At 71.5% G+C, this 11,799-nt stretch carries 10 protein-coding genes; 8 read left to right on the top strand and 2 right to left on the bottom strand.

Annotated elements, in window-relative coordinates; translation table 11 throughout:
- Positions 1–3: 3 nt before the first annotated feature.
- Positions 4–1,077 (bottom strand): uroporphyrinogen decarboxylase, encoded by a 1,074-nt coding sequence (gene hemE / locus OG892_RS31895; protein ID WP_328695271.1) that lies wholly within the window; start codon positions 1,075–1,077, stop codon positions 4–6.
- Between the two features lie 92 nt (positions 1,078–1,169).
- On the opposite strand from hemE, the gene OG892_RS31890 reads away from it, so the two are divergent.
- From OG892_RS31890 to OG892_RS31860, 7 genes are all read left to right on the top strand, one after another.
- Positions 1,170–1,829, top strand: coding sequence for a DUF3000 domain-containing protein (locus tag OG892_RS31890; protein WP_073734881.1), 660 nt, complete (start codon positions 1,170–1,172; stop codon positions 1,827–1,829).
- Between the two features lie 256 nt (positions 1,830–2,085).
- Positions 2,086–2,748, top strand: coding sequence for a response regulator transcription factor (locus OG892_RS31885; protein ID WP_024488613.1), 663 nt, complete (start codon positions 2,086–2,088; stop codon positions 2,746–2,748).
- Between the two features lie 115 nt (positions 2,749–2,863).
- Complete coding sequence (locus OG892_RS31880; protein ID WP_199884369.1) at positions 2,864–4,138, top strand: ribonuclease D; 1,275 nt, start codon at positions 2,864–2,866, stop codon at positions 4,136–4,138.
- Positions 4,139–4,378: 240 nt separating this feature from the next.
- Complete coding sequence (locus OG892_RS31875; protein ID WP_073734880.1) at positions 4,379–5,605, top strand: acetyl-CoA C-acyltransferase; 1,227 nt, start codon at positions 4,379–4,381, stop codon at positions 5,603–5,605.
- Positions 5,602–7,731: a 3-hydroxyacyl-CoA dehydrogenase NAD-binding domain-containing protein gene (locus tag OG892_RS31870; RefSeq protein ID WP_371630872.1), complete on the top strand. Its 2,130-nt coding sequence runs from the start codon at positions 5,602–5,604 to the stop codon at positions 7,729–7,731. Before OG892_RS31875 ends, OG892_RS31870 begins: the two co-directional genes overlap by 4 nt.
- A 166-nt stretch (positions 7,732–7,897) precedes the next feature.
- Entirely contained in the window at positions 7,898–8,734 is an 837-nt protein-coding gene (locus OG892_RS31865; RefSeq protein ID WP_328864948.1) for an alpha/beta hydrolase, read from the top strand.
- Complete coding sequence (locus OG892_RS31860) at positions 8,727–9,287, top strand: TetR/AcrR family transcriptional regulator (RefSeq protein ID WP_371630871.1); 561 nt, start codon at positions 8,727–8,729, stop codon at positions 9,285–9,287. The genes OG892_RS31865 and OG892_RS31860 overlap by 8 nt, the downstream gene beginning before the upstream one ends.
- Before the next feature lie 127 nt (positions 9,288–9,414).
- Here OG892_RS31860 and OG892_RS31855 read toward each other — a convergent pair whose 3' ends face one another.
- Positions 9,415–10,494, bottom strand: a complete 1,080-nt coding sequence (locus OG892_RS31855) for a hypothetical protein (protein ID WP_073734876.1) — start codon at positions 10,492–10,494, stop codon at positions 9,415–9,417.
- A 205-nt stretch (positions 10,495–10,699) separates the two neighbouring features.
- Between OG892_RS31855 and OG892_RS31850 the strand changes: the two genes are divergently transcribed.
- Entirely contained in the window at positions 10,700–11,797 is a 1,098-nt protein-coding gene (locus tag OG892_RS31850; protein ID WP_073734875.1) for an LCP family protein, read from the top strand.
- Positions 11,798–11,799: the final 2 nt, after the last annotated feature.

Genomic DNA, 11,799 nt, shown 5'->3' with positions numbered 1-11,799 from the left:
GGTTCAGCGGACGGTGCTGGTGTGGACGTACTCGACGAGCCGCGACAGCGCGTCCGGGTCCATGTTCGGCGTCACGCCGTGGCCCAGGTTGAAGATGTGGCCCTCAAGGCCGGCGGCGGCGTCCAGCACCTCCTGGGTCTTGGCCTCCACCGCTGCGGTCGGCGCGAAGAGCACCGAGGGGTCGAGGTTGCCCTGGAGCGCCTTGCCGGGGCCGACGCGGCGCGCGGCCTCGTCCAGCGGAACCCGCCAGTCGACACCGACGACGTCCGCGCCGGCCTCGCCCATGAGGCCGAGCAGTTCACCGGTGCCGACGCCGAAGTGGATGCGCGGCACGTCGTACGGGGCGACGGCGTCGAGGACCTTCGCGGAGGCGGGCAGCACGGAGCGGCGGTAGTCGGCGGGGGCCAGCGCGCCCACCCAGGAGTCGAAGAGCTGCACGGCGGAGGCGCCGGCCTCGATCTGGACCTTGAGGAAGGCGCCGGTGATCTCGGCGAGGCGGTCGAGCAGATCGGCCCAGAGCTCCGGGTCCCCGTACATCAGGGCCTTGGTGTGCTCGTGGTTGCGGGACGGGCCGCCCTCCACGAGGTAGCTGGCGAGGGTGAAGGGGGCGCCCGCGAAGCCGATCAGCGGGGTGGACCCCAGCTCCGCGGTGAGCAGGCCGATGGCCTCGGTGACGTACCAGACGTCCTCGGGGGTGAGATCGCGCAGCCGGGCCAGGTCGGCCCGCGAACGGATCGGCTCGGCGATCACCGGTCCGACGCCGGGCTTGATGTCGAGGTCGATGCCGATCGCCTTGAGGGGGACGACGATGTCGCTGAAGTAGACCGCGGCGTCGACCTTGTGACGGCGGACGGGCTGCATCGTGATCTCGGCGGCGAGCTCCGGCATCATGCAGGAGTCGAGCATCGGGATGCCTTCGCGCACCTTCAGGTACTCGGGCAGCGACCGTCCCGCCTGGCGCATGAACCAGACCGGCGTGTGCGGCACGGGCTCGCGACGGCACGCCTTGAGGAACGCCGACTCGTGGGCGGCGGAGGTCTTCGTCTGCTGGCCCGAAGGGCGATCGTTGGCACTCACGCACAGAATCTTCGCACGCGCGCGGAAGGAGCCCGGCCCCGCATGGGTGTCCCTCCCTGCGCGAGGCTCCGGTTCCGCCTACTCTTCCCCGCATGGCTCCGGCTCAGGGACACTTCTCCGGTCAATCCGACGGCACTGACAGCAAGGACAGTGCGGAGGGTGGTTCCGTCCCGCCCGCGTTCCGTTCGGCGGTCGACGCACTGCGCTCGGCGCGGCTCCGCCCCGAACTGGAGGTGGAGCCGACGCGGCCACCGAAGCGGCTGGCTCCACACGCGTACGCGCTGGAGGCGGCCGTCGTCGACGGCGAGGACGATCTCGCGGACGGCCGGCTCGTCCTGCTCCACGATCCCGACGGGCACGAGGCCTGGCAGGGCAATTTCCGGCTGGTGACGCTGGTGCGCGCCGAGCTGGAGCCGGAGATGGCCTCCGATCCGCTGCTGCCCGAGGTGTGCTGGTCGTGGCTGACCGGGGCGCTGGAGGCGCGCGGCCTCAGCTACGGGGAGGCGGGCGGCACGGTCACCCGGGCGAGCTCGCACTACTTCGGCGCCCTGGGGGCGCGGCGTCCCGCGACGCAGATCGAGATCCGGGCGTCCTGGACGCCCCGTGAGGGGCGCGGCGGGGTGCCGGACACGGCGGCGCACCTGATGGCGTGGGGCGACCTGCTGTGCCAGATCGCCGGCCTGCCGCCGTCCGGCCCGGCCGACGCGGCGGTGGTGACGCTGCCGCAGCGGCGCGGGCCGCAGGTCTCGTAGGGCGGACGGGCAGACACAGCCCTGCGGCGCCGCCTCCACACTTCGTGACACTGCGTCATAAACCTCGCACAGGCACCGGCTCTCTTTTCGTACAATCGATCGCATGTCCTATTTGCCCGAATTGTTACTCACCAAATCGTGATCTTCCTCTAAAGGAGTGGGCGTCCGGTGCCGAAGAGGTCAATGACCCTTCAAGCACGGTTCGCCCCGGCTTCATCCCCGAGCCGCCCGTACCGCCACTCCCCCAGGAGGCCTGGTGTCCGTTCTCCTAGAGCAGCCCGCAAGCCTGGTCGCCTACCGCCCGAACAAGCCGACGGCCATGGTCGTCGTGGCCGACCCGCGCGTCCGTTCCACCGTCACCCGCCATCTGTGGGCACTCGGAGTACGTGACGTCATCGAGGCGTCGTCCATCGCGGAGGCCCGCCCCCGCGTCGGCAACCCGCGCGACATCTGCGTAGCCGACGTCCACCTGCCCGACGGTTCCGGGCTGACCCTGCTGTCCGAAACCCGAGCCGCCGGCTGGCCGAACGGCCTCGCCCTCTCCGCCGCCGATGACATCGGCGCGGTGCGCAACGCCCTCGCGGGCGGCGTCAAGGGCTATGTCGTCACCGGCACCCGTACCAACATCGGCCACCCCACCCGTCCCGGCGTCGCCCCCATCGGCGCCAATGCCGCCCGTATGCACCGCCGTCCCCCCGGCACCCCGAGCCACCCGGGCGGCTACCGCGAACTGTCCGGTCGCGAGGTGGAGGTCCTCCGGCTCGTCGCCGAGGGACAGTCCAACAAGGCGATCGGCGTCTCCATGGGCCTGTCCGCCCTGACCGTCAAGAGCCACCTCGCCCGAATCGCCCGCAAGCTCGGCACCGGAGACCGCGCAGGAATGGTCGCCGTGGCCCTGCGGACGGGCATCATCCACTGAATCGACACCCCCGCCGGTGTGCAGAAATGCGGATCCGGCTGGTTTACGTGCATCGGCGCCCGTCGACGGAACGTTCCGTCGACGGGCGCCGTGCATACACAGATACCCTTGAGGCGTGACCGACGCCCAAGAGACCGCAGCAGACACTTCACTGCGAACCACCGGGGGCGCCCCCCCGGACGACGTCGCCCCGGCGCCGATCCCCTTGCTCGAACCTCGCGAGGGCATTCCACCGGTGGTGGCCTCCGACGACGCCCTGGCCGGGGTGATCGCCGCCTTCGCCGCGGGCTCCGGTCCGGTGGCCGTCGACGCCGAGCGCGCCTCCGGCTACCGCTACGGGCAGCGCGCCTATCTCGTCCAGCTGCGCCGCGAGGGCGCGGGCAGCGCGCTCGTCGACCCGGTCGGCTGCCCCGACCTGTCCGGGCTGGGCGAAGCGCTGCACGGGGCGGAGTGGATCCTGCACGCGGCCACCCAGGACCTGCCCTGTCTGCGCGAGATAGGGATGACGCCGACCGGGCTCTTCGACACCGAGCTGGCCGGGCGGCTCGCGGGCTTCCCACGCGTCGGCCTCGGCGCGATGGTCGAGAACGTGCTCGGCTACTCGCTGGAGAAGGGCCACTCCGCCGTCGACTGGTCCACCCGCCCGCTGCCCGACCCGTGGCTGCGCTACGCGGCCCTCGACGTCGAGCTGCTGATCGATCTGCGCGACGCCCTGGAGGAGGAGCTCGACCGGCAGGGCAAGCTGGAGTGGGCGCGGGAGGAGTTCGCCGCCATCGCCGCGGCCCCGCCCGCCCCCCCGCGCCAGGACCCGTGGCGCCGCACCTCCGGGATGCACAAGGTCCGCCGCCGCCGCCAGATGGCGGTGGTCCGGGAGCTGTGGAACACCCGTGACCAGGTCGCCCGACGCCGCGACATCTCGCCCGGCAAGGTGCTCGGGGACGCCGCGATCGTCGAGGCCGCACTGGCGGTCCCGGCCAACATCCAGGCCCTGACCGCGCTGCCCGGCTTCGGCCACCGGATGGGGCGGCGGCAGCTGGAGCAGTGGCAGGCCGCCGTGGAGCGGGCGAAGGAGCTGCACGAGACGGAGCTCCCGCAGCCCGGCCAGCCGCTGACGGGCCCGCCGCCGCCGCGTGCCTGGGCGGACAAGGACCCGGCCGCGGCCGCACGCCTGCACGCCGCGCGGGCCGCGGTGTCCGAGCTGGCGGAGCGGCTGCACATGCCCCAGGAGAACCTGATCACGCCGGACACGGTGCGCCGGGTGTGCTGGGAACCGCCGAAGAATCCGACCCGGGACGCGGTGGAGAGCGCGCTCGCCGGATACGGCGCACGGCACTGGCAGATCGAACAAGTCGCCCCGCTGCTGTTCAGCGCGCTGACTCCGGAGGCCTGAGAGGGCATCGGACAGGGGCGTATTCACGCCAGGTTGCGCGGTCTTCGGCCGCTCACTCCGTACGCATGGCCCGGACGACCCGATTTGGGGGCCGTCCGGGCCATTTCGCGTGTGTGACCTTCACCGCTCCCGGCGCCAGGACTGGGCAGTCTGGTTACCCGCAAGTAGCATGAGCGGTGGCGGCACGCTTCCGGGCGTGCCCCGCAGCAGTGCCATCCCGCACCCTGGAGGAGAGCCACCGTGCCTCGTACCATCCGGGACGTCGTCTTCGTCGACGGCGTCCGCACCCCGTTCGGCAAAGCGGGCCCGAAGGGCATCTACCACGAGACCCGCGCCGACGATCTCGTCGTGAAGGCCATCCGGGAGCTGCTGCGCCGCAACCCGGACCTGGACCCGGCCAAGATCGACGAGGTCGCCATCGCCGCGACCACCCAGATCGGCGACCAGGGCCTCACGCTCGGCCGCACCGCCGGAATCCTGGCCGGTCTGCCGCAGTCCGTCCCCGGCTACTCCATCGACCGCATGTGTGCGGGCGCCCTGACCGCCGTCACCTCGACGGCCGGCTCCATCGCCTTCGGCGCGTACGACGTCGTCGTCGCCGGCGGCGTCGAGCACATGGGCCGCCACCCGATGGGCGAGGGCGTGGACCCGAACCCGCGCTTCGTCTCGGAGAAGCTGGTCGACGAGTCCGCCCTGTTCATGGGGATGACCGCGGAGAACCTGCACGACCGCTACCCCACGATCACCAAGCAGCGCGCCGACGCGTACGCGGTGCGCTCGCAGGAGAAGGCCGCCAAGGCCTACGCCAACGGCAGCATCCAGCAGGACCTGGTGCCGGTCTCCGTGCGCCGCACCAACGCCGAGGCCGGTGAGACGGGCTGGGGCCTGGTCACCGCCGACGAGCCGATGCGTCCGGGCACCACGATGGAGTCCCTGGCCGGTCTGAAGACCCCGTTCCGCCCGCACGGCCGCGTGACGGCCGGTAACGCCGCGGGGCTCAACGACGGCGCCACCGCCTCGCTGCTCGCCGCAGAGGACGTCGCCCGCGAGCTCGGCCTCCCGGTGAGGATGCGCCTGGTCTCCTACGCCTTCGCGGGCGTCGAGCCGGAGGTCATGGGCTACGGCCCGATCCCGGCCACGGAGAAGGCCCTGTCGAAGGCGGGCCTGTCCATCTCGGACATCGGTCTCTTCGAGATCAACGAGGCGTTCGCCGTGCAGGTGCTCGCCTTCCTGGAGCACTACGGCATCGCGGACGACGACACGCGCGTCAACCAGTACGGCGGCGCCATCGCCTACGGCCACCCGCTGGCCTCCTCCGGTGTCCGGCTGATGACCCAGCTGGCCCGCCAGTTCGAGGAGCACCCCGAGGTCCGCTACGGACTGACCACCATGTGCGTCGGCTTCGGCATGGGCGCCACGGTCGTCTGGGAGAACCCGCACTTCGACGCAGACGGAGGCAGCAAGTGAGCTCCACCACCGAGCTTCTGAAGGGTGCGGCCGAGCTGTTCCCGGGCGAGGTCGTCACCCAGGCGCACGTACGCCACCTGGACCTGCCGGGAGGTGCGGGCAACTTCGCCCTCATCACCCTGGACAACGGCCTGGACCACACCAAGCCGACCACCTTCGGACCGCAGTCGCTGGCGAACCTGGACGCCGCGATCGACCAGGTCGAGAAGGAGGCCGCCGAGGGCGCGATCACCGGCATCGGCATCACCGGCAAGCCGTTCATCTTCGCGGTCGGCGCCGACCTCAAGGGCGTCGAGCTGCTCAAGGAGCACAAGGACGCGCTCGCCATCGGCAAGGGCGGCCACGACGTCTTCCGCCGGCTCTCCGGCCTCGCGGTCCCGACGTTCGCGTACTACAACGGCGCGGCCATGGGCGGCGGCGTCGAGGTCGGTCTGCACTGCGCGTACCGCACCGTCTCCAAGGCGCTGCCGGCGTTCTCGCTGCCCGAGGTCTTCCTCGGCCTGGTCCCCGGCTGGGGCGGCTGCGCGCTGCTCCCCAACCTGATCGGCGCGGACCGCGCGGTCTCGGTGATCATCGAGAACTCGCTCAACCAGAACCGTCAGCTCAAGGGCAAGCAGGTCTTCGAACTCGGGATCGCGGACGCGCTCTTCGAGGGCGCCGACTTCCTGGAGCAGTCGCTGATCTGGACGGCGGACGTGCTCAACGGCACGGTCGCGGTGGAGCGCCCCGAGGTCGACCGCGGGGATGCCTGGGACCAGGCCGTCGCCCGCGGAAAGGCCATCGCCGACTCCAAGGTGCACGGCGCCGCCCCGGCCGCGTACCGCGCGCTGGAGATCATCGCCGCGGCCAAGGACGGCGACCTGGGCGCCGGCTTCGACCGCGAGGACCAGGCCCTGGCGGACCTGATCATGGGCGGCGAGCTGCGGTCCGGGATCTACTCGTTCAACCTGGTCCAGAAGCGCGCCAAGCGACCGGCCGGTGCCCCGGACAAGAACCTGGCCCGTCCGGTCACCAAGGTCGGCGTGGTGGGCGCGGGCCTGATGGCCTCGCAGCTCGCCCTGCTGTTCCTGCGCCGCCTGGAGGTGCCGGTCGTGCTGACCGACATCGACCAGGCGCGCGTCGACAAGGGTGTGGGCTACGTCCACGCCGAGATCGAGAAGCTGCTCGGCAAGGGCCGCATCAACCAGGACAAGGCCAACCGCCTCAAGGCCCTGGTCTCCGGTGTGCTGGACAAGGCGGAGGGCTTCTCCGACGCCGACTTCATCATCGAGGCGGTCTTCGAGGAGATCGGCGTCAAGCAGCAGGTGTTCGCGGAGGTCGAGGCGGTCGCCCCGGCGCACGCGATCCTCGCCACCAACACCTCCTCCCTCTCGGTCACCGAGATGGCGTCGAAGCTGAAGAACCCCGAGCGGGTCGTCGGCTTCCACTTCTTCAACCCGGTCGCGATCCTGCCGCTGCTGGAGATCGTCCGCGGTGAGCAGACCGACGACGCCTCCCTCGCGACGGCCTTCGGTGTGGCCCGCAAGCTGAAGAAGACCGCGGTCCTGGTGAAGGACGCCCCGGCGTTCGTCGTCAACCGCATCCTCACCCGCTTCATGGGCGAGATCCAGAACGTCATCGACGAGGGCACCCCGGTCGAGGTCGCGGAGAAGGCCATCGAGCCGCTCGGCCTGCCGATGTCCCCGCTGGTGCTCCTGGAGCTGGTCGGCCCGGCGATCGGTCTGCACGTCTCCGAGACCCTGAACCGCGCCTTCCCGGAGCGCTTCACCGTCTCGCAGAACCTCGCGGCGGTCGTGAAGGCCGGCAAGCGCGGCTTCTACGTCTACGACTCCGGCAAGCCGGAGCTGGACCCCGAGGTCGCGGCCCTCCTCAAGCAGGGCGACACCGTCCTGTCCGAGGAGCAGGTCCGCGACCGCGTGCTGGACGCGGTCGCGCAGGAGATCGGTCTGATGCTGGACGAGGGCGTCGTCGCCGAGGCCCAGGACATCGACCTCTGCCTGATCACCGGCGCGGGCTGGCCCTTCCACCTGGGCGGCATCACGCCGTACCTGGACCGCGAGGGCGTCTCCGAACGGGTCAACGGGAAGAAGTTCCTGGCGCGGGGCGTGGCGAGCGTACCGGCGTAATTCACCCGGCCGGGCCTCGCGAGAGGCCGGTCGCAGCAGCGGAAGGGCCGTACGGGACATGTCCCGTACGGCCCTTCCGCGTACGGCCCTTCCGCGTACGGCCGGTTGACACCTCAGGCTAATGCCATTAGCTTCATGGCTAACAACCCTAACAACGGGAGTGGACATGACCGAATTCCTGAACACCGACGGCGGCCGGCTCGCGTACGACGTGACCGGCGAGGGCGCGCTGATCGTGCTCGCCCACGGCATGGGCGACAACAGAGGCGCCTTCCGCGAGCTGGCGGACCTGCTGGCGGCGGCCGGCTTCCGGGTCGCCGCCATGGACCAGCGCGGACACGGCGAGTCCAGCGCCGGCTGGAGCTCCTACACCCGCACCGACTCGGCGGCGGACCTGCTGGCCCTGATCCGGCACCTGGGCGGCCCCGCCGTCGTCGTCGGCCACTCCTTCGCGGGCGGCGCCGCCACCATCGCGGCGGCCGACGAGCCGGACCTGGTCAGCGCCGTCGTCGAGCTCGCCCCGTTCACCCGCGCGCAGAAGGCCGACCTGGGCGCGCTGCTGTCCAACGCCCGCTACCGCAAGGGCATGTCACTGCTCATGGTGGCGGGCCTGCTGCGCAGCGTCGGGATGTGGAAGCGCTACCTGGACCACGCCTACCCCGGCACCAGGCCCGAGGGGTACGCGGCGCACATCGCCGCTCTGGAGGCCGACCTGCGCAGGCCGGGCCGGATGGCGGTCGTCAGCAAGATGGGCATGTCCGCGCCCACCGACGCGGGCGCCAGGCTGGCCGACGTCCGCTGCCCCGTGCTGGTCGTCGAGGGCGCGCAGGACCCCGACTGGGCGGACCCGAGGGCCGAGGGAGAGGGCATCGTGGCGAGCATGCCCGCAGGGCTCGGGCGGCTCCAGATGATCGAGGGAGTGGGCCACTACCCCCACGCGCAGGCCCCCGCGGCGGTCGCCACCGCCGTGCTGGCCTTCCTCAAGGACACCGCCCGTGCCTAGGGCGTCGCTGTCCGCGGACGCGGTCGTCGCCCTCGCGCTGGAGACGGTGGACGAGAAGGGCGCCTCTGCCCTCACCCTGTCGGCGGTGGCGGGCCGGGCGGGCGTCGCCACCCCTTCCCTCTACAAGCACGTGCGCGGGCTCGCCGAACTCCGCGTCCTCGTCTCGGCACGGATCATGAACGACATGGCGGACGCCGCGGGCCAGGCCGTGCTCGGCCGCTCGGCCGACGAGGCGGTCCGCGCGTTCATGGAGGCCTGGCGCACCTACGCGCGCCGCCACCCGCACCGGTACGCGGCGCTGCTCCAGAACCCCGAGCCGGGTACGGCCGAAGCCGGGGGGCGGCTGCTCGGCATCATCCTCGCCGCGCTGCGCTCGTACGGACTGACGGACTCGGCGGCGATCCACATGGCCCGCTGCCTGCGCGCGGCCGTCCACGGCTTCGCGGTGCTCGAAACCGGTGGCGCGTTCGGGCTGTCGGAGAGCCTGGACGAGAGCTACGACCTGCTCATCCGCATCGTGACCGCCGGGGCGCACGCCGCCCCGCCGGCCTGAGGCCGGGGCTCCGCCGCCCCACGTGGCGCACGGGTCCGGAGTGCGGCCGACCGTGCCGACCCTGCCGACCCTGCCGACCCTGCCGACCCTGCCGACCCTGCCGACCGCCGGTGTTACCGGACGGCGCTCACAGCGCGCGCCATTCGTCGAAGCCGAGCCCCGGTCCCTCCGTCTGACGTGTCACCCGCGGCGCCCCGTCCGTTCCGACGGCGGCCATGACCACCCGGCCGAGCGCGTCGTGCGTCAGGGCCGGAGTGCCCAGGCAGGCCGCGCCGGTGTCCGACCACCACACGCCGCCGGCCTCGTTCTCGGTCACCCCGACGCCGACGGCCACCGCGCCGTTCGCCCCGCGGTGGGCCAGCACCGTGCAGTCCAGCCCGTCCAGCTCCGTGCGGATCACGGCGTGCCCGCCGTCGCCGGGCGCACCGCCGAGCTCCATAGGCGAGCCGTCGGCCCGGTAGGCGACGACGCCGCCCGAGGGGTCGGTCCAGAAGTACGTCGCGCGGCCGGGTGCCGTCTCCAGGACCGCGAGGGACCCCGGGCTCACCGCGAAGGGTGAACGCTCGACCTCGCCCCAGCCGCCGCCGGGCTTCTCCTGCTGCCAGTACAGCGTGCCCTTGTCGGTCGAGGCGAAGATCTCCAGGCAGCCGGAATCGAGCACCACCACGGCGGGGACCTCCTTGATGCGCGTGCAGCGCAGGTCCTCCCAGCCGCGCCACTTGCCGTCGGCACGCTCACGGCGCACCATCATGCCGCCGCGTCCGTTGCGGGCGGCGACGTGCACCTCGCCGGAGGCCTTCACCACGACGACGGGCGCGCCGAACCTGCTGCCCACATCGGCTTCCTTGTGCGGGTTGCCCAGCGAGTTCCAGGACGTGACCGGGCGTCCCGTCTGGTACTGGATCGCGTGCACGATGTCCACGGTGACGCCGCCCGAGGCCGCGGGCCGTTCGCGGCGGCCGGCGAAGTGCACGTAGCCCTGGGAGTTCTGCGCCACGGACAGATGCGTCAGTGCCGGCAGCCGCACCACATCCGGGGCGTCCCACTGCGGACCGCCCGGACGCGTCTCCGACCAGCGGCGCAGGCCGTCGTCACCGGCGACGTACGCGGTGAGCCTGCCGTCCTTGCCCCGGGTGAGCCAGATGCCGCGTAGCGCTGGGGCCCCGGGAGCAACCTTCGAGGTCGCGCGGGCATCCTGTCCGAGCATGATTCTGCGATTACCTTTCCAGAACTGACATCCGACAACTCGCGCACAAATTCGAATCTGTTACATCCTAAGCCCCGGTAAGGAGGGTATTCCGGGGTCCACCAGCGTACGATTCGCGGCCGGAACAGGCCCCGGTACGTGCCAGGGGCCGTCACAATCCCGCTGTGGGCCCCGTGCGCACACCAGTTGTGAGGACTCATTCAGGATGAGCCAAGACGCCAGCACACCTGACAACCCGAGTTCCCCGGACAATCCCCGTCGCGGGCGCACGCGCGTACGGACGCGCGGGCGGCGAATACGCCGGGCGCTCCTGCTGTCGTTACTCGTGATCGTCATCGCCGCGGGCGGGACAGCGTACTGGCTCTACAGCCGGCTCGACGGGAACATCAAGGGCGTCGACATCGACAGGGCGCTCGGGGACGACCGCCCCGAGAAGCTCCCCACCACCGGGCAGAATCTGCTGGTCCTCGGCTCCGACTCGCGGGCCGGGGCGAAGAACAAGGCGCTGGGCGGCGGAGGCGGTGTCAGCGGTGCGCGCTCCGACACCGCGATGGTCGTGCACATCCCCGAGGGCCGCAGCAGGGCCGTCGCCGTGTCCATCCCGCGCGACACCCTGGTGACCCGGCCCGCGTGCGTCACGTCCGACGGCTCGACCATGGACTCCGCGAACCGCGTGATGTTCAACTCCGTCTACTCCCAGGTCGGTCCGGCCTGCGTGGTCAAGACCGTGGAGAAGATGTCCGGGGTCCGTATCGACCACTACCTGGAGATCAACTTCGCCGGATTCAAGGACCTCGTCGACGCCATAGGCGGCGTCACCGTCGATGTTCCCCAGGATATCCACGACAAGGCCTCCGGACTCGACCTCACCGCCGGGCCCCACAAGCTGAACGGCACCGAGTCCCTCTCCTACGTCCGCACCCGCCACGGCATCGGTGACGGCAGCGACCTCGGCCGCATCGGACTCCAGCAGCAGTTCCTGCTCGCCCTGCTCAGCGAGGTCAAGTCGCGGGACCTGCTGGGCAGTCCGGCCAGCACCTACCGGATCGCCAACTCCGCGACCAAGTCCCTCACCACCGACGAGGGCCTCGCCTCGCTCACGTCGCTGAGCAGGTTCGCCCGTTCGATGAACGGCGTCGACCCGGGCTCGATGGACACCATCATGCTGCCGGTGGCGTACGACAGGATCGACCCCAACCGGGTGGTGGCGGCGCAGCCGCAGGCGAAGATGGTCTGGAAGGCGCTGCGCGAGGACTCCGCCATCCCCGGGTCCGCCAGGAAGTCGCCCGCCACCGGCGGCTGATC

This window comes from Streptomyces sp. NBC_00341 (genome assembly GCF_041435055.1).
Lineage (GTDB): Bacteria > Actinomycetota > Actinomycetes > Streptomycetales > Streptomycetaceae > Streptomyces.
Note: the sequence above shows the minus strand (reverse complement) of the source record. Positions and strands in the feature narration are given on the sequence as shown.

Excerpts from the sequence above, each read along its gene's own strand:
- OG892_RS31855 (WP_073734876.1), bottom strand. The coding sequence starts at position 10,494 with ATGCTCGGACAGGATGCCCGCGCGACCTCGAAGGTTGCTCCCGGGGCC.
- OG892_RS31865 (WP_328864948.1), top strand. The coding sequence starts at position 7,898 with ATGACCGAATTCCTGAACACCGACGGCGGCCGGCTCGCGTACGACGTG.
- OG892_RS31890 (WP_073734881.1), top strand. The coding sequence starts at position 1,170 with ATGGCTCCGGCTCAGGGACACTTCTCCGGTCAATCCGACGGCACTGAC.
- OG892_RS31850 (WP_073734875.1), top strand. The coding sequence starts at position 10,700 with ATGAGCCAAGACGCCAGCACACCTGACAACCCGAGTTCCCCGGACAAT.